The sequence below is a fragment of the Candidatus Aminicenantes bacterium genome (assembly GCA_026393855.1).
Classification (GTDB): Bacteria; Acidobacteriota; Aminicenantia; order Aminicenantales; family UBA4085; genus UBA4085.
On the sequence record JAPKZJ010000112.1, the window covers coordinates 25366 to 46211 of the forward strand.

A 20846-nucleotide genomic window follows, 5' to 3' on the forward strand; every position below is an offset into this window, starting at 1 on the left:
ACAACTTCGAGCATCTTACGATAAACGCCTACGGCCTGGCAATGCGGACCCGGCGGCGCGTTGGAACAACTTCCATGCGCCCGGCCGGTTATGGTAGAGTATCCGATCGTCCGAATGGTGGAATCGGCAATCAAGGAGCAACTCGAGATGGATCGGATCAGCCTGCAGACCCGGCTGGCGGCCCGCGGCCAGGCCCCGCAAGGGAAGCGTCCCTTCCTCGTTCTGGCGGAGCTCGTCCCGGAGTCCGGTCATAGCCTGCGCGGCATCCGGGCCTTCCTCGAGTCCGCCGCCGGCGCTGCGGACCGGCTTCCCGCGGGATGCGAGCTGGCCGGCGTGACCATCCCGCAGAGTCCCAACGGCGTGGCCTCTTTAAGCCCGGCCGATGTCTTCGCCGTTCTCGACAAACAAGACCTGTGGGGCTCCCTCGACGTCGTCCCGCATGTCTCGGCCAAGGATCACAACGCCGAGGCGCTGAAGTCCTATTTATGCGGCCTGCGCGCGCTGGGGCTGGATTCCGTGCTGGCCCTGACCGGCGATAAGCCGGCCTCGGCTCAAGGCGTCTTTGAGGTCGATGCGATCGGCTTGCTTGGCCTCATTCGCGACATCAACCACGCCTCCTGGGCGGCCGCCCCGCTTGGCCGCTTCGAGGGCGTCCCTCAATTCATGGCCATGGCCGCGGTCTCGCCGTTCAAATACACCGAGGCCTCCCAGCTTCAGCAGTACTTCAAGATGAAAAAGAAGCTCCGGGCCGGAGCCGGGGCGCTGATTACCCAAATGGGCTGGGATTCCCGCAAGAGCGAAGAGCTTTTCCGCTATCTGGGCGAAGAGGGGATCGACGTCCCCGTATTCGGCAATGTTTATTTCTTGACCGCCCGCAATTCCTCGCCCCGGCTCATGGCCGAGGGCAAGCTCCCCGGCTGTTATGTCAGCCGGGCCCTGTTTAACGCCGTCTCGAAGGAGTCGGCGGCGGATACGATCGAGCGGGCCGCCCTGCAGACCGCCATGTATAAGGACTTGGGAGCGGCGGGAGTGGATCTGGGCGGGTTTCCGGATTTCGAGACCCTGCCGGCGATTCTCCAGCGGGCGGAGGAGATCGGCTCCGATTGGCGGAACCGGCGGGATCGCCTCGATTTCGGGCCGGGCCGCGTCGTCGACGGATCCCCGACCTATTACCTTTATGATGAGGAGGGCTGCCGCCGCTCCGTCTCGCGGCCCCAAGCGACGGCTGGCAAGCGGATGTTCGACTTGACCCACCGGACTCTGATGACGCCGGGGCGAGGGGCCTATCCCGCCGTCAAGGCCGTTCTAAAAGCTTCGGCCTCGGTGCGCCGGGGACAAGGCTTCCCTTACGCGTCGGTCTATGCGGCGGAAGCCGCCGCCAAGACCCTGCTCTTTGACTGCCAGGAGTGCGGGGATTGCTACCTGCCCGAGAACTTCGGGTTGTGCACGCTGGGGCGCTGCGCGAAGGGATTGTCCAACCCGCCCTGCGGCGACGCCGATCCGCGTGGCCGCTGCGGCACGAACCCGGACCGCATCTGCGTCGGCGAGTCGATCTTTTTCGCTGCGGCGAGCGAAGGCCGCACCGGCCTGAAACGCCTCGAGGCGTTATCCAACGCCGATCGCATCCCGGCTCTAGCCCACACCGCCTCGATCCCGAACTACTATTTCGGCCGGGATCACGCCCGCCCGCGGGGCCTGATTCAGATCGGCGAACTGCTCCATGGCAGTATCCCCAAGACGGCCGCCGCCATGGCCGAGGTGCTTGCGACGGGGGAAGGCGGGCTCGATCGGCCGGGCGGGGCGCGCAATTATCTCCTCTCGCTTATCAAGGCCCAGATCCAACACAAGGCCGATTACATCGACGTCAACGTCGACGCCTTCGGCGGCTCCGACCTCGAGTTCCGGAAGCGGATGATGGTCGATTATGTACGTTTCATCCGGACCTCCGCCGAGGGCCTGCCGGTCTGCGTCGACAGCGGCTCGCCGGAAGTCTTGGAAGCCGGCCTGGCCGCCTGGTACGACGGCGCCGCCTCCGGCCTGGCCGTGCCGCTGGTCAACGCCGTCAAGACCTACACCATGGACCGGCTCCTGCCTCTGCGGTCCCGCTTCGCCTTCAAGTTCATCGGCATGCTCGTGGACGAAAAACACGCCGGCCACGAAGGCGTCTACAGCTTCGCGGAGCTGCACGAGATGGCTCGCCAGCTGGTCCAAGCCGCGGTGGCCAACGGATTCCGACCGGCCGACATCTTCATCGATTCGACGGTCTTCCCGCTGGCCATCGACATGCCCATGGCCCCGGATACGCCCGGCTACACCTATCGGACTTTCGAGACAATCCGGCGGGTCAAGCGCGATCCCGCGCTTCGCGGCGTCCATCTCTCGCTCGGCGTCACCAACGCCGTGCGCGACCTGCCCGGCCGCAGGACCGGCGTCTGTCGGGCCTATTTGGCGATCGCCCGCCGCTGTGGGTTGGACGCGGCCATCGTCAACGTCATGCACGATTACGAGGACCATCCCGCCGCGCCCGAGCTCACGACTTTCGTGGATGCTTTTGCCCGGCAGGACGGAAGCCCCCAAGCCGGCCAGCGGGCCATCGACGCGATGATGGAATTCTGCCGGACCAACCGCAAAAAGCGCTCCTGACCCGGGGCCTTTCCCTCGCCGTCATCGCGAGCCCTTCCCGTCAGCCGCGTTTGTGAAACGAACACGCTCTTTTTGTCGTCATCGCGAGAGCGGTCACTTTGCCGCCCTCGACACGATGTCGCCTCGACTGTCGTCGCGAGGGCTTCCTGAAAGGAAGCACGTGGCGATCTCGACGCCTCATAGTAGAATCTGGAGTAAGGGGCGGGGCTAAACATCCCGTCTCCCGGCGTCGTATACGATGTGAGGGGTGTTTTATGGCCAAAGCGTCTTTTTGCCTCCGGACGGCCGGCTCGGCCGCGCTGATCTGTTTGGTCGGATTCCTCTCGGCCTGTGCGGGCGGCGGAAAACCCGAAACCGCGCCCGGCGGAGTTTCGATCGAGGCCAAAAGAGCCGAGGCGGCGGGACTCGTCGCTCGGGGGCACTATGAAGCCTTCAAGAAAGCCGCTACGATCTACGCTGATCTATACGCCCTGAAAGCGGCTCACAAGTCCGTGGCCGCGGATTATGTTAAAACCCTGGTCCTGCTTCGGATCCGCGAGCGCCAGCTCTCCATTCAAACCAGCCATACGGTGGATACCGCCCTCGCCGTCATCGGGGCGAACCCCGAGCTGGCCGGGCTGAAATTCTATATCGAGCATGCCGACCTCGTTGCGTCGAGGACCCGAGGCATCCAAGTCGATTTCGCCGACACCCACTCCTACGCCCGCTGGACACAGGCGGACTTTGAGAAGTCCATGAAGGCGGCCCAAGCGACTCAGGCCGATCTGCGGGCCAAAACCACAAGCGCGGATTATTATGCTTTTGCCTATCTGGCCTTCTACGCCTCCTATGCCGCCGGGCGGGACGGGCAGGAGGATTACGGGCCGATCTTCGCTCTATTCCCCGAGTCGCGGCTGATGCTCTACATGAACGCCATGCGGACCACCAAGGAAAAACCGGATCTTCTGGAGCGCCTGACGGCGGCCGATTCCGAATTTTACGAGGCCTGGTTCCATCTGGGCGAGCTGGCGCTCGGCGAGAGGAATCTCCTCTCGGCCGAAGCGGACTTCCTCAAGGCGGAAGCAGGACTCGTCGATTCGCCCCAAGTCTTCATCTACCTGGCCAGCATCTATACCACGACCGAGGAATTTGAGAAAAGCCTCTCTTATTACGATCGGACGCTGGCGCTCTCGCCGGGCTATCGCGATGCGCTGCTCGGGAAAGCCATCAGCCTCAGCTACCTGGGCCGCTACCGCGAGGCCATCGAGGTTCTGGGCAAGATGGTCGAGCTGGGCAATTGGCTGATGGGGGAGGCCCACTATTGGCTGGCCTGGAACCGGCATGCCTTGGACGAGGACGCGGCGGCCCAGGCCCACATCGAAGAATCGAAGGGCCGTCTCCCGACAAACTCCGAGGTCTTCGGGCTGGCCGGCACGATCGCTCTTGATCTGATTCAGTTTGATCGGGCCGAGAAGGAATTCAAAGAGGCGCTGAAATACAACGGGGGCAACGTCGAAGCGCTTTTCGGACTGGGCCGGATCAGCGATAGCCGATCCAACTGGCAGGATGCGTCCTTGTATTACGACCTGGCGGCTGAAGTCGTCGGCCGCAATGAAGCGGCGATCGAGACCAAGATCGCGGAGATCAAGGCGGCGCCGATGGCCGAGGATCGGCGGGCGAGGATGCTGAAGAAAAAAGAGAACCAGCTCCTGGTCACCCGAGTGACGCGAGCCACGGCGTTTTACAACGCAGCCGCCTCCTGGCTCAATTTGGGCCGCCCCGACAAAGCCCGCCCGGCTGCCGAGCGGGCCGCCGCTCATCCCCAATTCAAAGAGAAAGCGACCGCCCTCCTGGCACGGATGAAGTAAAGCAAAGGTCTCCCATCTCCCGGCCTGCGGCATAGTGACCGGCCCGGCCATAGACCTATCCTAAACGTTGCGAAGTCCCATGGCGTAATACCCTATGAAAGGGTCAAAGAGACCCGATGGACGAAAACGAACGAATCGCGGCTTGCCTGCGCGGAGACGGGGAGGAGTTCCGTCCAATCGTGAACCAGTACCAGGGGCCATTGACGGCGTTAGCCGTGAACATGCTGGGCAACCGGCAGGATGCCGAGGATGTCTGCCAGGAGACGTTCATCCAGGCTTTCCTCCATCTCGATCGTTACGACCCCCGCTTGAGCTTCCGGAACTGGCTTTACACGATCCTCTACCGCCGTGCCCTTGATCTGCTTAAGCGCAAGCGCCGCTTCCGCGCGTTTTTCGCCCGGGCGGCCGCCGATCCGCTGCGTCCGCCCTACACCGAGCCGGTGGAGACTTCCGCCGACCCGAAGCTGTTCGCGAGTCTTCTTGAAACGCTGAGCCCGCGGGAGCGGATGGTCGCCGCCCTGTGGGCCAACGAGGGGCTGATCGCGGCCGAAATCGCCGGCATCTTGGGCTGCACGGCGTCCACGGCCCGGGTTTATCTGTTCAACGCCCGTAAGAAGATTAAAGCTCTGATGGAGAAAGGTCATGGGACATTCGGGAATCGTTGATTGGCTCTATAGGCTGATTCCGTTTCGGGCCGTAAAAGCCCGGCTGGCGGAGCACGCCGAGCGGTGCCCCGTCTGCGCGAAACGGCTCGCGGGCCGGGACGAAGTCCGGCGGATATTCGTCCGGGCGGCTGATTTGGGGAGGCTGGACGACATCTGGCCCGCCGTGCGGCGAAGATCGTCCCAAGCCGGGCGGGATTTGGATTTCGAGCCCGTTCCAGTGCGCAATCCGGGGCCGCGGCTGTGGCGATACGCCGTCGCTTGCCTCGGCTTCATGGTTGCGGCCGGCCTGACGGTTTCCGTCGTTCGCTATTTCGGCACCGGATCGGAAGGAACGGCAATCATCACGAGGGCGGAAGAAAGTTTCGAGATTCATTATGCCCGGATCCAACAGAAACCAGCGGCTACGTTTGTCGTCCACTCGCCCGGGGACGGGATGGTTCTCGTCTGGGTGGAAAAGAATTTATAGGAAAAGGAGGGCGTCATGAAAAGGGTGGTCTTCGGAACATTAGGACTCTTGGCGGCGGCGATGATTCTAGGAGGCCCGGTTTGGGGCCAGGGAGGAGGACCGTCCGCGGCAGGGCAACCTCCCCACAAAACCATCGGCACGATGAAGCTGCTCGTCTTTCAGGGCCAGCGGGAGGGGGCGCCCGAGCCTTTCAAGGCCGTCACCGCCTCCTATCTGAATTTTACGGTTTCCGCGAACATCCAAGCGGAGGCGGATCAAGCCGCCCAAGCGGCCCGGATCAAGCAGGTCTTCAACCTGAAAGATGTCAGCCTGTTGACCGAGGCCGAGCTGACCTGGGAGCCCGGCCAAGCCGATAAGGCCTTCCATTTCTTCCAGCTCGACAAGACCTTCTATCTGGTCATGGTGACGCCGCTGGCGATCGGGCAAAAGCGATTCCGTATTGAGGTCTTTGAGCAAAACGGCGGGGCCAAGATCAATCTGCTCGATACGGAGTTCACCCTGCCCGAGAAGAACACCGCCGTCTTCGGCTTTTCCGATAAGGACGGCAAGCCCTATTTCCTGTCCATGCAGACGACATCCTGGCCGGCGCCCGAAGTGGTCGTTGAGGGTGCCGTTGTGGGGGATGCCGTCCGAGCCGTAGGGGATATCCGACCGCCCCGTCTCGTCCGTGAGGTCGCTCCGATCTATCCGCCCGTGGCCCGCCAAGCCAAGGTGGAAGGCACCGTCATCCTGGAAGCCCAGACCGACATCTACGGCCGGGTCCAGAACATCAAGGTCCTTCGTTCTATCCCTCTGCTCGACCAGGCGGCCATCGACGCGGTCAGGCAGTGGGTTTACGAGCCAATGATGATCGACGGCCGGAATCGGCCTATGATCTTCACCGTCACCGTCCGATTCGCGCGCGACACGGCCAGGGCTTTCGCCATGCCGAATCCCTCTAAGGGGGACAAGGATTTTGCCGTTTTCCCGGCCGCGATCCCGATCACATACCCCAAGGAAGCCATCGCGAAGAAGCTCCAAGGAACCGTCGAGGTGGAAGCGGTCATCGACGCCAAGGGTTCGGTCTCGGCGGTCAACGTCATCAAGAGCGTTCATCCGATGCTCGACAAGGCGGCCATTGATGGTTTGAATGACCATGTCTTCAAACCGGCTCCGGGGAAGAGCGTCATCAAGTCGGGGCCCGTGGCGCTGAGCGTCGTTTTCCACCTTCCGAGCGAAGAAAGTGCGGAGGTAGGCGGGGTTGCCGGCGGCGTGATGGGAGGAGTCGTCGGCGGCGTCATGGGGGGAGTCATCGGAGGGACGATGCCCAAAGAAGCGCCGCAAAAGCCGGTTGACGACGGCGATGCCGTGCGATGCGTGGACAATATCCAGCCGCCCAAGCTCGTCCGCCAGGTGGCTCCGATCTACCCGGAGGCGGCCCGGCAGGCGATGGTCGAGGGCGTCGTCATCATGGAAGTCCTGACCGACATATATGGCCGCATCGCCTCGGTCAAGATTCTCCGCTCCATCCCCTTGCTCGACCAAGCGGCCATCGATTCCGTCCGGCAGTGGGTTTATGAGCCCTTGGTGATCGACGGCCGGAAGCGGCCGGCTATTTTCACGACTACCGTCCGCTTTAACTTGAAGTGAGACGGCGCGGAAAGCATCGCCAACAAAAAAACTCCGGGAAGCCTTCGACAGCTTCCCGGTGTTTCGTTTCCTCGAATGCTCTAAAGGGTCGATCGATCCCTATTTCAAGGGCGGCTTGAGCGCCGTGTAGTTGAGCTCCGACCCGAACACGCTGTGCGGGATGAGGAAGGCGATTAGGAAGAGGAGCGACGCGGCCAGCACCCAGCCCCGCGCCTCCTTGCCCTTGCGGCCGGCCCGCAGGGCGATGATCCAGCCCATCATGGCCACCAGCGTCTTGTTGTCGGTCATGTCGTGCCCGAGCGGGAACCCCGCCCAGAACGGCCCGAAGGCGTAATACTGCATCAGCGGCCCCAGGATGAACCCGGCGATGAAGAGAAAGACCGCCGCCCATTTGGCGAAGGCGATGGGCTTGCTTTTTTTGTCCAGCGCCGCCAGCCCGGCCCGGGCCGCCAACAGCATGGCCAGGAACATGGCCAGGACGTGGGGGATGAGGACCCAGATAGGGACCGACCCGCGGAACCGGATGACGACCGGTTCTTCCCCGGTCAACGGGTATTCCTTGTCGCCTTGGATCAGGACGACACGATAGAGGAGCTTCCCGGCCCGGGGCTGCTTGGGCAGGAATCCGACCAGCTTGTCGTCTTGACGGACCATTGGGAACTTGGAGTAAGGGTCCTCGGTTTTGTATCGCTTGAACTCGACATAGCCGCCGACATCCGCTCCCAGAATGGAGACGGCGATTTCGCAATCCTTTAGGTTTTCCGAGCTTCGCGGCAGGCGGAACTTGACCTCGCGGCCGTCCACGGACACGGTCCCCCGCTTGGGGTAGGTCGGGCCCGTGATGCGCTGATAGGCCATTAATCCGGCCGCGATAATGAAAGCCAGAAACCAGAGCAAAAATTTCTTCATATCCGCCGCCTTTCAGCTCTTGATCTCGACGCCGCCCAGGATGGCCGTGGCTTTGATGTAAAGAGTGGACTTGGCGTCGGCGTCGGCGATGTTCTTGCGGCTGTCCGAGACGCCGCCCAGGATCGGGGTCGCGTCGATGACCACTTTCCAGTCGCGCGGCACCCGCAGATCGATGCCGCCCATGATGGCGGTCAGCTCGACCGTGGCCTTGCCGCCTTCAAGCGTCGCCTCGGTCAGGTCGATCTCAGCCCCGCCCATGACGGCCGTGGCATGGCCGCCCTTGAAGCCGGCCGAGGTGAAGCGTCGATCCTGCCCGGAAAGGATGGCCGTAACGTCCATATCCGAACCGGCGTCGACGGGGAAGGCCGGATGCGTGCGGTGGCGGAAGATGCCGCCGAAGAGGATCCAGATGCCGACCAGGATGATGAGGGCCGGCCAGGCATAGTGCCAGATGTCCTCGCGCAGGATGCCCAGCTCCCGGAGCTGGAAGAACGTCCCCAGGAGGACCAGGAAGAGCCCGCCGCCGATCCGGCGGAAGCCGCTGCCGATCATCGTCGACAGGCCGACCAGGATGATGATGACCGGCCAATAGGTGGACATGATGTCGCCGAAATTGAGCCGGCCCATCTGGTCCAGGAGGAACAGGACGCCCATCAGTATCAAAAGCAGGCCCCAGAACACGCGGCCGCCGTCGGTTCGTTTTGCGGGCATGGCCATCTCCTTTTTGGGAATGAATCCTTTATACCACGGCCGGGGTAGGCGCGCCAACGCCGGGCCTCCCGGGGGGGCTATGACTCCGGGAAGGGGTCGACGAGGTCGAGCGCGAGACGCCAGCGGCCGTCCGCGGCCCGCCGCCAGATCCGCAGGAAGGCCGCCCTGGCCCCGTCCGGGACCCGTTCCATCAGGCCGTAGACAAAGCCGAGATCACCCGACGAGGCCGCGGTAAGCCGAGCGGGCTTTTGTATCCACCGGGCATCGTATTTCCGGGCCAAATCCAACGCTTTCTCCAGCCCCACGGCCGGATATTCGCCGGCCCGGTAAACGCGGGCGTCGGAGCCGAGGAAAGGCCCGATGCCGGCCGGGTATCCCTTTGCCGCCGCCGCCTCGGCCAGCTGGGCTTCCAGGCTCGCGAGCTCCGCCTCTGCTCGGACGGCGGCGTTGGCCGGGATAGGCAGCGTGTTCACCGGCTGCTCGGGGGGCGCATAGACCGGCGCTTTGGCCGCATGGGCGGCATGGGAGACTCCGGCATCCAGAGCGAACTTGAAGCTCCCGTCGGCCTGCCTCTTCCACAGAGTGATGAAATGCCCCGATGCCCCCGGCGTTTTCTCCCCACGGGCCTTGAAGCTCTCCCAGGGGCCTGTGGTATAGCCGAGATCTCCAGCCGCCGAAATCCAGGCAAAGCTGGGATACCAGACCAGAAGCCTCGGCGACGGCTTCACCGCGGAGTAGACGCCGCGGGCGTCGATGGGGCCGGGCCGGAAGACGACGCTGCCTTCAGCCATGAAGGCCAGGAAGCCGTCATGGATGCCGTGCTCCGCCGTAAAACCAGCGAAGGCCAGCTCGGTGTCGATCAGGGAGCGCAGGGGGGCGGGCGTTTGGGCCGGCGAGGCCGGGCCGAGAATCACCGTCAGGAGCATCAAAACGAGAATGGTTTTATTCATAAGCCCGGTTCCTTTTCGGTTCGGCTCAAAGCCGCCGGATGTCCATGCCGCCGCTGACTTCGACGGCCAGACCGGTCGAATAGCCGAAGGCTCCTCCGACCAGGGCGGCGACGGCGCGGCCGATATCGTCCGGCTCCCCCCAGCGTCCCTGCGGGACGAGGCCTTCCGCGATCAAGCGGTCGTATTTTTCCTTCACCGGAGCCGTCATGTCCGTCCGTATGATGCCCGGCCGGACTTCGTAGACGCCGACCCCGCTTTCCGCCAGCCGGTCGGCGAAAAGCCGGGCGGCCATGCTTAAGCCCGCCTTGGAGATGCAGTACCCCGATCGGGCCGTAGAGGAGACGACGGCCGAGATCGAAGTGATGAAGACCACGGCCGGATGGGCTTCGGGCTCGCGGGCGGCCAGGTCGGTCAAGTGCGGCGCGATGCGCTGGGTCAGGAAAAACGGGCCTCTCAAGTTGATGCCCAGAACCCGATCGTAGGCCGCCGGCGATTCCTCCAGAATGTCGGATCGGACTTCCGGCCCGACTCCCGCATTGTTGACCAGGCAGTCGATCCGGCCGAATCGATCCAAAACGGATCGGAGGAGAGCTTCATGGCCCTTGAGATCGGCGATATCCGCCTGGATGGGCAGGAATGCCGCTCCGGCGGCTTCAGCGGCGGCGCTCGCTTCGAATAAGCCTGTCATGCGATTATCCGGCTCGTAAACGATATCGCAGCCCGCGATGTCATACCCCTCCCGGGCCAAGGCCAGGGCGATGCCGCGACCGATGCCGCGCCCGGCGCCCGTGATCAATGCCACTCGTCGCTTGGACATGGCGATTCTCCTAGCGGATGATGCGGCCTTCCCGGAAGTCCGCCCAAACGGTCTCGAACCAGGGATCGGATTCGGGCAGAGGGCGGGGAGCGACCCAGCGGCGGATGACCCGCCCGTCCGGGGCGAGTTCTATCTCGAGGATCTCGGCCGGCGCCCCGTTCGCGTCTTGGGCCGGGGCGAAGCGCCACTCCTCCCCGAGCGACGGAGCGGGCTTTTCGCCGGCCGGATCAAGGACGAGGAAAGAGCCGCGGCTGCGGCCTCCCCGGGCCAAATATTCCCGAGCGGCCTCGAGATAAAGCCAATGGGTCAGACAGAGGTCGAGGGTGCGGAAGGCCCGCGGCAGATCCGAAAGCGTTCCGGCGCCGATCGTCCGGCGCAGCTTTTGATATTGGCGGCGGGCGGCGTCCGCCTCGCGGCCGATCGTTTGCGGGTCGCGGATATGCGCGCCAGCGGACGACATACGGCGGCCCAGCTCGGCGCGGGCGGACCGTTCGGCCCGGGCCCCGCCGTCTCCGGCCGATTGCATGGCCCGCATTGTCTCTAGCTTGGCCTTGATGCCGCTTCCCGCGACGGCCAGAAACGCGGCGGGGGAGAGGGGCGAGCCGGTTCGGCAGGCGGCGATGAATTGGGCCGCCCGGAAGCTCCCGACCTGGCCGGCGTTCAAGGCCGATCCGCCGGGCCGGTAAACGCCGTGCGAGCCGTTGGCCTCGCCCACCGGGAAGAGGCCGCGGACGTTCGACTGCCACCAATGATCCCCCATCAGCCCGCCGTTGTTGTGCTGGGCGCAGACGGCGATCTCCAGCCGTTCCCGTTCGAGGTCGATGCCGCGGCTCCGATAGATCTCGACGGCGGGGGGATTCATTCGGGCCAGCCTCTCAAACGGCGTCGCCAGGAGGGCCTGCGACCGCTCGAGGTAAGCTCGGGCTTCGGGACTTAAAAGGTCGAAGCGGAAATCGTCCTGCCGCCCCGCGCCCGACGGATTGCGGGTGTAGTCCAGGAAGACCCGGCGGCCGAGCGAGTGAATTTCCCGATGAACCAGCAGGTCGATGAGCGACGAACCGTATCCGGCGACTTTACGAGGATCGAACGGCCATTGGTAGCCCTTAAGGAAGACGGCCGTGGCCAAGCGGCCCAGGTCGGGGAAATGGCCGGTCAGGAATTCCCGCTCGTCTTGGCCTCGGCGGTCGGTCGAGATATAGCGAGGGATGACCTGTTGATAAGTTCCCGAAAGATTCCAGCGGAACTTGATCGAGGCCAAGCCGTACTGCCACTCGGTCAGGTTGTGGCCAATGGCGCCCGCTTCGAAGGCCAGGCCGTGCGAACCGGTTTGGCTTTCCGGATAAACCGAATCCCGGTAGATTCCGGCCGGCCCCCCGGTTCCCAGTATGATATTGACGGTGGAGAAAGCGACGAGGCCGTTTCCGCCGCGCTTCAGGCGGCGCTCGTCCAAGGCCAAAGCGCCGACGATTTCGGGGGGATGCCCTTCCTCCGGCGGCAGAGTCAGCAGGCCGATGATCGGATGGCCGTCAAAGACGCGAATGCGCCGCCGCCGGAGCTCCCGGCGGAGCGCTTCGGCCATGAGCCTCGAGGTCAGCGGCCCGGCCGACGTCGCTCGCCGGCGCGGGTCGTGATCGGTCTTGTAGCCCGGGAAGGCGCCGTTCGCATCCTGGGGGAAGGGAACGCCGAGCCGCACGAGATTGAGGAAGGCCCGGGCTGATCCGGCCGCCTCGGCCAGGGCGATATCGCCGTGCATGCAGCCGCCGGCGAAAAGATCCCGGGCCATGTCCGGGATGGAATCGGCGTTGGGGCCGGCCAGCGACAGCTTGTAGTAGGTCTGTTTGTCCGAGCCGGCGTTGAACGAGGTCCCCGCGCCCATGGCTTCCGTGGCCAGGGCCAGATCGCGCGCGCCCAGCTCGTGCAGGCTGACGGCGGCGTTGAGGGCGGCCGTACCGCTGCCGACGACGAGGGTGTTTAGGGAAAGGAGCGGGATGCGCCGGCCATCGATGATGATTTCGGTTGTTCGCACCAAGCCTCCGCGGTCCCGAACCATTCTACGGCGAACCGGGCCCCGCGGCAACCGCGGCGGGGTTCAGTCGTTGGTGACGATGAAGAAGGGCTTCTGCAGGAAGCTCTTGTAGAGCGGCCGCAGGCGCTCCCGATCGTAATACTTTTCGATGTCGACGACCTTCTTCTGGCTGGTCACGATCTCGACCGGGACATGGTCGTATTCGCCGTTGCGGAGGCAGACCATGCGGCCCGACTTGCCTTCGAGCAGGAGGTCCAGGGCGATGTTGCCGAAGGCCATCGGGACGAGCGAATCGACGGCGTCGGGGTCGCCGCAGCGGACCAGGTAGCTCAGGCGTTGGGCGATGACATTGATGCGGCGGCCGGCGTTGAATTTGGGCGAGAGCTCCCGCAGGCCGTTGGCCACGATCTCGCCGATCCCGCCCAGCTTCTTATGGCCGAACATGTCCCGCTCCTCGCTGGCGAAGACCATGTCGCTGCCTTGGCAGCGGGCGCCCTCCGAGACCAGGACGACCGAGTAAAGGCTGGGATTGGTTTTGCGGTCGGCCGTCATGAGCTCGCAGAGCCGCTCGATGTCGAAGACGTGCTCGGGGATGACGCAGCGATTGGCCGCCCCGGCCATGGTCGGCAGCAGGGCCGTGAACCCGGCGTAACGGCCGAAAACCTCGATGACCAGAAAGCGCTCGTGCGATCCGGCCGAAGTCCTCAAGGCGTGGGTCAAGGCGATCGTCCGGGACAAACAAGTGCTGAACCCGATGCAGTAATCGGTGCCGGGGACGTCGTTGTCCATGGTCTTGGGAATGGCGATGACCTTGACGCCTTTCTTGTGCAGGTGCATGCCGTAGCTCAGGGTGTCGTCGCCACCGATCGGGATCAGGGTGTGGATGCCCAGGCTATCGAGGTTTTTCAGGACTTCGTCCGTCAGGTCGTTGGTCGGCGCGTGATATCGATCCCGCAAATGCTCGGGGACGTTGACGTTGGGGACGTGGCTGGGCCGGGTCCTAGAGGTGTGGAGGAACGTGCCGCCGGTGCGGCCGATCCGGTTGACGGTCTCATCGGTCAGGACCTGGAAATGCTCGGAATTGTCGCAGCCGTCGTCCCGATTCATATCGATCAGGCCGGCCCAGCCGCGGCGGATGCCGATGACTTCGTAGCCCTCGTGGATGGCCCGCATGGTGACGGCCCGGATGGCCGGGTTGAGGCCGGGGACGTCTCCGCCTCCGGTCAGAATGCCGATCCGCCCGCGCTTGGCGTTTCCGTTGGCCATGTTGAACTCCTTGGCCTCCGGCGGACATGCCCGTTCGCTCTCGCGGTTCGAGATGAATGCGGCCGGATTTCACGGCCGGAGATGCCGTAAATGTCGCGGGTATTATAGGGGCAAAGCCTTCGATTTGTAAACCATTTCGGTCGCCCGCGGCGCATGCCGCCTGGGTTTGTCTATCGATCCAGGCGATAGATGGCTGCGTCGCGCACGACGCAGCCCGTCGGGCGGCCGGCCCGCAGAAGGGTCGAGCAGGACGAGCAGGCGGTGCAAACCCGTTTGGAATCCAGCGGCCGCCCTGCGAGCAAGTCTCCCGGCGCGTCGGGGTAGGCGAAGGCCAGGCGTCCCAGCCCGATCGCCGAGGCGGCCCCGCCGGCGACGACGGCGGCAGCAACGAAAGGGAAAAAAGCGCGCAGCCAGGAGTAACCCGTCCCGACTATGGCAAGGCCGGGGACGGATCTCTGAATGACAGCGGCCAGCTCGATCAGCCGGGCGATCCCTTCCAAGGGGTGTTCGTCCGGGACAGCCCCGCCTTCGGCCGGGCGATCGAACGGCCGTCCATAGTGCGCCCGCCAGGCCGGGACGCCGGCGGTGACGTTAATGAGGGAGACGCCGGCGGCCTGCAGGCGGGTTGCGATTTCCATCGGTTCCGCCGGATCGAAGCCGGCCGCCGAACCGGCGGCGACGCCGAAGCCGCCCGGGACGGCATCGAAAACGCCTAACCTGGAAGCCAGGAGAAGCCCGGGGTGGAGACTATGCGCGGCGGCGGCGGTCTCGAGGAGAAGCCTGGCACGATTGTCGAGAGGGCCGCCGTAGCGGCTGGCGGTCCTGTCGCGGGCCGCCAGGAGCTCGCCGACGAGATAGCCGTGGCAGGCCTTGATGTCCACGCCGTCGAATCCGGCTCGCTCCGCCAATCCGGCGGCGGCGATAAAGGAGTCCCGTAACCGGTCCAAAGCCGCATCGGAGATCACCGGCGCCTCCGGGGGGATGGCGCGCAGCTCGTCGAGCCCGGCGTCGTGCCGGGCGATGATCGGTGCCGGGATGCCCTCCGGCTTGGAAAACCGGCCCGAATGGGTCAATTGCAGGATCAGGACGGGCTCCGGGCGGCCGGCTCGGCGGGCCGCCCGGCGAGCCGCCTCCGTCATCCGCTGGAACCCCTGGAGCGTCGCCGGCGTCAATTGGAGCTGGCGAGGATTCGATCGTCCGTCCGGCGTCACGGCCGCCGCTTCGAACCAGAGCAGGCCGAAGCCGCCCACGGCGAGCCGCTCGTAGCGGCGGGAAGTCAGCGGTCCCGGCCCTCCGTCGGGCTCCGCGTCCGCTCCTTCCATCGGGTGCGAGATCAGGCGGTGGGGGAGACGCTTCTCTCCGAGGGCCAAGGGTTCGAAGAGGGAAGCGAGAGAATCCGACCAGGGGATGGCCGCCCCTAGTTCGATGGCCTTCTTCCTAAGCGAGGCCGCATCCTGGAATTGGAATCGGCGATGACGGGACCCGGAATCGGGGCTCACGCGCCCTCCGCCAGCCTGCGGGCGGCCGCGAGGCCGCGGGTCATTCGCGCTTCGCAGGCGCGGGGCCAATCGGCGCGGTCGAGGACGGCCAATCCTTCCGTCTCCATTCTCTCCCGCGTCAGGCGCGACAGACGGCGCAGGGACGCCTCCTCGTCGACGGAAAGGTCAGGGAGCTTGGCCCGAAAAGCCGGGTCGGCCAAGGGGATCAGAAAATCCCCGCCGTGATCCTCGACGGATAAGGGAATGTCCCGTTCGAGTTCGTTCAGGCCGGCGATGATGGAGGCAAAATCGACGATCCCGTCTCCAACCGCCGCCGTGAATGTCCGGAAGCCCTCGGCGGTCTCCAGAATCCCGCCGTCCTTGAGATGGGTCATCACGATCCAGGGCCGAGCGCGGAGGGCGGCGGCGACGGGATCCTCAAGCAGGGTCAGGACGTTCATGGTGTCCAGACAAATGCCCAGCCAGCCGCCCGGCTCGGCGCCGCACATCTCGAAGTGCCGCAGAATCTCGAAGGTCGTAAATTCGAAATGGGTCTCCAAGGCCAACGTCACTCCGAAGCCGCGCAGCATCGGGGCTTGATCGCGCAAGGCGGCGGTCATGGCCTGGAGGTAATCCGCGACCGGCGGGTCGTCGGCGGCCCAACGCATCAGGCCCCCGGAGCAGGACCGGATCGCCGTCAAGCCCAGCGCGGCGGCTTGACCGGCGGCCTTCCGATTGACGGCGGCGATATCGATCGGCCGGCGGGACTTGGGATCGAAGGGGATATGCTGGCCGCCGCCCCATTCGAGATAGAGGCCTAGGCCGCGGGCGGTCTGGCCGAGGTCTTTCAGGAAGCCGGGATCATCCGCTTCCGGCGGCGGCTCGGAAAACTGGATCCCGTCGGCGCCCCGGGCGGCCGCCCACTCGAGCAGGCGAAGGGGAGGTAGGCCGAGCGGCTTGAGGCCGTAGCCGTCCAGGCCGACCTTCAGAATCCTGCCGGGCCGCCCGTCTCCGGAATCTTGCCTCGAATCCATCAGGAGTCGATCACTCCTCTTCCTTGTAATCCCGGCCGCAGGCCTCGCACTTGACGGCGATCTCGGAGTTGAGAAATTGGCAGGACGGGCAGACCCATTTTCCCCCGGCTTTGGCTTTCGAGCGGCCCAGGCCGAAGCGAACGATCAGGTACAGGAGACAGACATACCCGATGCTTATCGCAAAACGCACAACGTTCAAGTTCCCGGCTTCTCCCGGAGGCGCCGGGAAAAGAGCCAGCTTGATCATCAGAAATTTCAGGCCGAAATAGCCCCCCAGGGCGAGCGGACCCCAGAGCAGGGGTTGGCCGCCCCGCTGGCGCGAAACGGTGACGATCGCTCCGATCGCGATGATGAGAAAAACGAATTCGATCATTTCCGCCTCCTCCCCGCTTTTCCTTATAGTGCGCCGCCGGACGGTTGTCAAACGAGCCGGTCTCTTTTTTAGTCGGCCATTTGACATCCTCTTCTCACCCCTGATATATTCGCGGCATTCATGAACGCGCGCCTGTTCGCCCCTGTTCCGGCGCGATCTTCCACATCCTCGATGGAGGTTCCCTTATGAGACGTACATTCCGAAGCTGGGCCCTTGTCGCGGTCGTCCTGGTCGCAGTCGCCGTCCTGGCGGCCGGCCCCGCCGCGGCAGCCAAGAAACCGCTGTCCTACAGTGCTTACAACGCCTGGCGATCGATTCAATCGACCCAAATGGCCCGCGACGGCGCCTGGCTCGTCTATGCCCTGGTCCCCCAGGACGGCGACGGCGAGCTGGTCGTCCGCAACCTGAAGACCGACAAGGAATTCCGGTCCCCGCGCGGACAGTCCCCGGTCCTGACCGTGGACGGCAAGTTCGTCGTCTTCACCATCATGCCGCTCAAGGCGGAGATGGACAAAGCCAAGAAGGATAAAAAGAAGCCGGAGGAACAGCCCAAGAACGGGCTCGGCGTCATGAACCTGGCCACCGGCGAAGTGACGGCCGTAGAACGGGTCAAGGGATTCAAAGTCCCGGAGGAATCGGGCGCTTATATTGCCTACCTTCTGGAAACTCCCGTGAAGAAGGACGAGAAGCCGGCCGATCCGGCCAAGAAGGAAGAGGCCAAAGCCCCGGAGGCCAAGGCTCCCGAAACGAAGCCCGGCGAAGCCAAGTCGGCGGCCGACGTCAAGAAGCCCAAGGAAAAGAAGAAAGACCCCGGCACCGAGTTGGTCATCCGGGAGCTCGCGACCGGGAGGACCGTGTCCGTGCCCGAAGTCGTGGAATATATTTGGAACAAGCCCGGCTCGTGGCTGGGTTATGCCGTTTCGGCCAAGAAGCCCGAGGACGACGGCGCCTACGCTTGGCAAGCCGCCGACGGGACTACGGTGCTTCTGGCCAAGGGGCTCGGCCATTATAAGAGCCTGACCTTCGACGACAAAGGCGGGCAATTGGCCTTCTTGAGCGACCGCGACGAATATAAGAAGGACGCCTCGGCCTTCAAGCTATATCATTGGGTCGAGAACGCGGCGGCGGCAACGGAGGCCGTGCCCGCGGCCAAGGGCCTGCCCGTGGGCCAGGCGGTGAGCGAGAACGGGCGCCTGCAGTTCTCCAAGGACGGCGCCCGGCTCTTCTTCGGCTACGCCGACGCCTCCAAGGCCGAGCCCGAGGACGCGCCCGAGCCGGTTAAGGTCGACATCTGGAGCTGGAAGGACGCCGACCTGCAGCCGATGCAGAAGATCAACGCCGACCAGGACAAGAAGCGCAATTACGCGGCCGTCTTCCAGGTCAAGGAGAAGAAGCTCGTCGTGCTCGGCGGGCCCGATCTTGCCTCCGTCGCGGCGGGCGACGATCCCAAGTTCGTCGTCGGCCAGAACGACAAGCCGTACCGCCAGATGGTGTCCTGGGACCAGGGTTATGCCGACGTCTATCTGATCAGCTTGGCCGACGGGTCCCGCAAGAAAGTCCTGGAGAAGTTCCCCGGGAACGCCTCGCTATCGCCCGGCGGCCGGTTCCTCTCCTATTACGATCAGGCCGCGCGGGCCTGGTTCGCCTATCGGCTGCTCGACGGCAAGACCTTCGATCTGACTTCCAAATTGCCCGTCAAATTCCATCAGGAGGAATGGGACTCGCCGAGCGAGCCGGGGAATTACGGTTCGGCCGGCTGGACCGACGGCGACAAAGCCCTGCTCCTCTACGATCAGTACGACATTTGGGAGATCAATCCCGACGGCAGCGGAGCCCGCAACGCGACCAAGGGCGTCGGCCGTCGCGACGGCCTGATCTTCCGCTACCTGCGGCTCGACCGCGAGGAGCGGACCGTCCCGGCCAAGACTCCGATCCTGCTCCAGACCGTCGACGACAAAACCAAGGCCACCGGCTACTACCGGGTCAATCTGGCCGTCGATGCCGCACCGTCCAAGGTGTTCACGGCGGACAAGCTCATCGGAGGCCTGATCAAGGCCAAGAACGCCGAGATCTATGCCTTCACCCAGCAGACTTTCGCCGAGTTCCCCAACCTCTGGACCAGCGGGCCCGAATTCGCCGATCGCCGCAAGGTCAGCGACGCCAACCCGCAGCAGACCGAATACAATTGGGGGACCTCGGAGCTGATCAAATACCGGAACGCGGACGGGGTGGTGCTGGACGCCATCCTGACCAAGCCGGAGGACTTCGATCCGTCCAAAAAGTACCCGCTGATGGTCTATATCTACGAGAAGCTGGCCGACGGCCTGCACCGCCATCAGGCTCCGGCCCCCGGCACCAGCATCAACTTCACCCGCTACGCCAGCAACGGCTATATCATCCTTCAGCCGGACATCGTCTACGAGATCGGCTACCCTGGCTCGAGCGCCCTGAAATGCGTCGTGCCGGCCGTCCAGAAGGTCGTCGACATGGGCTTCATCGATCCGGCCCGGATCGGCATCCAGGGCCACAGCTGGGGCGGCTACCAGATCACTTACCTGATCACCCAGACCGACATCTTCGCCGCCGTTCAGGCCGGCGCCTCGGTCTCCAACATGACCAGCGCTTATGGCGGCATCCGCTGGGGCTCGGGCATGGTCCGCGAATTCCAATATGAGAAGACCCAGAGCCGCATCGGCGCCCCGCTCTTCAGCCGGGTCCTGCAGTATCTCGAGAACTCGCCCGTCTTCTGGGCCGAGCGGGTCAAGACGCCCTACCTTTCGATCCACAACGACGACGACGACGCGGTTCCCTGGTACCAGGGCATCGAATTCTTCACCGCCCTGCGCCGGTTGGGCAAGGAAGCCTACATGTTCAACTTCAACGGCGAGAAACACGGCCTGCGGGAGAGGGAGAACATGAAGTATTGGACGCTCCACCAGGACGAGTTCTTCGATCACTATCTGCTGGGCAAGCCTCGGCCGGCCTGGATGGACACCCCGGTGCCGTTCCTGGAGCGGGGCAAGCGCGACGTCAACGCCCTCTACAAGGGGGCCGAGAAGAAGTAAGCCGGACCCGCGGACCGCCGGCGGCCTTTTCGTCGCCGGTCCTCTGTGGTATATAAGACTTCGAACTCCAAGAGACAAGGAGCGCACCGATGCTGGATAAGATTCAAGAGGCCCTGATGGCCGGCCGCAAGGCCGAGGTGGAAGCCCTGGTGGACCAGGCCGTGGCGGCCGGGATGACGGCCCGGCAGATTCTAAACGAGGGCCTGATCATCGGCATGGAAAAGCTGGGCGTGTTGTTCAAAGCCAACGAAGTCTTTATCCCCGAGGTCCTGGTAGCCGCCCGGGCCATGAACGCCGGTCTGACCAAGCTCGAGCCCCTGCTGATCAAGGAAAAGGTCGAGCCCAAGGGCCTGGTGGTCATCGGCACCGTCAAGGGCGACCTGCACGATATCGGCAAGAACCTGGTCGCCATGATGCTCAAGGGCGCCGGCTACAAGATCGTCGACCTCGGGGCCGACGTGTCCGCCGACAAGTTCGTGGCCGCGGCCCGGGATAACAAGGCCGACGTGGTGGCCCTGTCGGCGCTCCTGACCACGACCATGATCCAGATGAAGGGTGTCGTCCAAGCGCTTCGCGACGCCGGTGTGACGGCTCCCGTCGTGGTGGGCGGGGCGCCGTTGACCCCGGATTACGCCGCCCAGATCGGAGCCGGCGGGTACGCGCCAGACGCCGCCAGCGCCGTGGACATCGTCTCGCGCCTGTTGAGCTGAAAACATTTTTTGGGTAGCTCCCATCTCCGGGAAATTGCCGCGGTTCGGGGTGTTGGCCAACGGCGAAATAGCGAGGGCGGCGCCTTTTTCCACAACTCTCTGAGGGAACCTGGCTTTGGCCAGGCGCCGAGGGCTGTTTGAGCACGCAACCATCTGACGGAATCGAAACGGAGTGGGTAGTCTCCAAGATCGGGAGATCTCGAATGCGCAGTTCCGAGGCGCCGAAGAGAGCTGTGGGAAAAGGCGAGTAGAGCCCG

The 20846-nt window shown here is 64.4% G+C and carries 16 protein-coding genes; 7 read left to right on the top strand and 9 right to left on the bottom strand.

All coding sequences use genetic code 11. The features are described from left to right. The first annotated feature begins 147 nt into the window (after positions 1-147). From NTZ26_13755 to NTZ26_13775, 5 genes are all read left to right on the top strand, one after another. Entirely contained in the window at positions 148-2643 is a 2496-nt protein-coding gene (locus NTZ26_13755; GenBank protein ID MCX6561565.1) for a methylenetetrahydrofolate reductase C-terminal domain-containing protein, read from the top strand. A gap of 254 nt (positions 2644-2897) precedes the next feature. Next, entirely contained in the window at positions 2898-4490 is a 1593-nt protein-coding gene (locus NTZ26_13760; protein MCX6561566.1) for a tetratricopeptide repeat protein, read from the top strand. Between the two features lie 116 nt (positions 4491-4606). Continuing rightward, on the top strand, positions 4607-5155 hold the full coding sequence (locus NTZ26_13765; GenBank protein MCX6561567.1) for an RNA polymerase sigma factor: 549 nt from the start codon (positions 4607-4609) through the stop codon (positions 5153-5155). Next, positions 5133-5621, top strand: coding sequence for a hypothetical protein (locus tag NTZ26_13770; protein ID MCX6561568.1), 489 nt, complete (start codon positions 5133-5135; stop codon positions 5619-5621). Before NTZ26_13765 ends, NTZ26_13770 begins: the two co-directional genes overlap by 23 nt. 15 nt (positions 5622-5636) lie before the next feature. Continuing rightward, entirely contained in the window at positions 5637-7250 is a 1614-nt protein-coding gene (locus NTZ26_13775; protein MCX6561569.1) for an energy transducer TonB, read from the top strand. A 99-nt stretch (positions 7251-7349) separates the two neighbouring features. On the opposite strand, the gene NTZ26_13780 is transcribed toward NTZ26_13775, so the two are convergent. The 9 genes from NTZ26_13780 to NTZ26_13820 all read right to left on the bottom strand — a co-directional run bounded on the left by NTZ26_13780 (position 7350) and on the right by NTZ26_13820 (position 16814). Then, on the bottom strand, positions 7350-8159 hold the full coding sequence (locus NTZ26_13780) for a hypothetical protein (GenBank protein ID MCX6561570.1): 810 nt from the start codon (positions 8157-8159) through the stop codon (positions 7350-7352). A 12-nt stretch (positions 8160-8171) separates the two neighbouring features. Continuing rightward, on the bottom strand, positions 8172-8870 hold the full coding sequence (locus NTZ26_13785) for a DUF5668 domain-containing protein (GenBank protein MCX6561571.1): 699 nt from the start codon (positions 8868-8870) through the stop codon (positions 8172-8174). A 77-nt stretch (positions 8871-8947) separates the two neighbouring features. After that, positions 8948-9820, bottom strand: coding sequence for a hypothetical protein (locus NTZ26_13790; GenBank protein MCX6561572.1), 873 nt, complete (start codon positions 9818-9820; stop codon positions 8948-8950). 25 nt (positions 9821-9845) lie between these two features. Beyond that, positions 9846-10637 carry a 3-ketoacyl-ACP reductase gene (locus tag NTZ26_13795; protein MCX6561573.1) on the bottom strand — a complete coding sequence of 264 codons (792 nt, stop codon included), beginning with the start codon at positions 10635-10637 and terminating at the stop codon, positions 9846-9848. A 10-nt stretch (positions 10638-10647) separates the two neighbouring features. Further along, positions 10648-12663, bottom strand: a complete 2016-nt coding sequence (locus NTZ26_13800) for an FAD-binding protein (GenBank protein MCX6561574.1) — start codon at positions 12661-12663, stop codon at positions 10648-10650. Positions 12664-12726: 63 nt separating this feature from the next. Then, on the bottom strand, positions 12727-13929 hold the full coding sequence (locus NTZ26_13805; GenBank protein ID MCX6561575.1) for an ATP-dependent 6-phosphofructokinase: 1203 nt from the start codon (positions 13927-13929) through the stop codon (positions 12727-12729). A gap of 170 nt (positions 13930-14099) precedes the next feature. Then, positions 14100-15428, bottom strand: coding sequence for a hypothetical protein (locus NTZ26_13810; protein MCX6561576.1), 1329 nt, complete (start codon positions 15426-15428; stop codon positions 14100-14102). Beyond that, positions 15425-16441 (bottom strand): sugar phosphate isomerase/epimerase, encoded by a 1017-nt coding sequence (locus NTZ26_13815; GenBank protein ID MCX6561577.1) that lies wholly within the window; start codon positions 16439-16441, stop codon positions 15425-15427. The genes NTZ26_13810 and NTZ26_13815 overlap by 4 nt, the downstream gene beginning before the upstream one ends. A gap of 10 nt (positions 16442-16451) precedes the next feature. After that, positions 16452-16814: a zinc finger Ran-binding domain-containing protein gene (locus NTZ26_13820; protein ID MCX6561578.1), complete on the bottom strand. Its 363-nt coding sequence runs from the start codon at positions 16812-16814 to the stop codon at positions 16452-16454. 185 nt (positions 16815-16999) lie between these two features. Between NTZ26_13820 and NTZ26_13825 the strand changes: the two genes are divergently transcribed. Further along, positions 17000-19879 (top strand): prolyl oligopeptidase family serine peptidase, encoded by a 2880-nt coding sequence (locus tag NTZ26_13825; GenBank protein MCX6561579.1) that lies wholly within the window; start codon positions 17000-17002, stop codon positions 19877-19879. An 89-nt stretch (positions 19880-19968) separates the two neighbouring features. After that, the gene (locus tag NTZ26_13830; protein MCX6561580.1) at positions 19969-20589 is read left to right on the top strand and encodes a corrinoid protein; all 621 of its coding nucleotides are present in this window, start codon (positions 19969-19971) and stop codon (positions 20587-20589) included. Positions 20590-20846: the final 257 nt, after the last annotated feature.

Coding starts and splice junctions, on each gene's coding strand:
- NTZ26_13755 (MCX6561565.1), top strand. CDS start 148: ATGGATCGGATCAGCCTGCAGACCCGGCTGGCGGCCCGCGGCCAGGCC.
- NTZ26_13760 (MCX6561566.1), top strand. CDS start 2,898: ATGGCCAAAGCGTCTTTTTGCCTCCGGACGGCCGGCTCGGCCGCGCTG.
- NTZ26_13765 (MCX6561567.1), top strand. CDS start 4,607: ATGGACGAAAACGAACGAATCGCGGCTTGCCTGCGCGGAGACGGGGAG.
- NTZ26_13770 (MCX6561568.1), top strand. CDS start 5,133: ATGGGACATTCGGGAATCGTTGATTGGCTCTATAGGCTGATTCCGTTT.
- NTZ26_13775 (MCX6561569.1), top strand. CDS start 5,637: ATGAAAAGGGTGGTCTTCGGAACATTAGGACTCTTGGCGGCGGCGATG.
- NTZ26_13780 (MCX6561570.1), bottom strand. CDS start 8,159: ATGAAGAAATTTTTGCTCTGGTTTCTGGCTTTCATTATCGCGGCCGGA.
- NTZ26_13785 (MCX6561571.1), bottom strand. CDS start 8,870: ATGCCCGCAAAACGAACCGACGGCGGCCGCGTGTTCTGGGGCCTGCTT.
- NTZ26_13790 (MCX6561572.1), bottom strand. CDS start 9,820: ATGAATAAAACCATTCTCGTTTTGATGCTCCTGACGGTGATTCTCGGC.
- NTZ26_13795 (MCX6561573.1), bottom strand. CDS start 10,637: ATGTCCAAGCGACGAGTGGCATTGATCACGGGCGCCGGGCGCGGCATC.
- NTZ26_13805 (MCX6561575.1), bottom strand. CDS start 13,929: ATGGCCAACGGAAACGCCAAGCGCGGGCGGATCGGCATTCTGACCGGA.
- NTZ26_13815 (MCX6561577.1), bottom strand. CDS start 16,441: ATGGATTCGAGGCAAGATTCCGGAGACGGGCGGCCCGGCAGGATTCTG.
- NTZ26_13820 (MCX6561578.1), bottom strand. CDS start 16,814: ATGATCGAATTCGTTTTTCTCATCATCGCGATCGGAGCGATCGTCACC.
- NTZ26_13825 (MCX6561579.1), top strand. CDS start 17,000: ATGAGACGTACATTCCGAAGCTGGGCCCTTGTCGCGGTCGTCCTGGTC.
- NTZ26_13830 (MCX6561580.1), top strand. CDS start 19,969: ATGCTGGATAAGATTCAAGAGGCCCTGATGGCCGGCCGCAAGGCCGAG.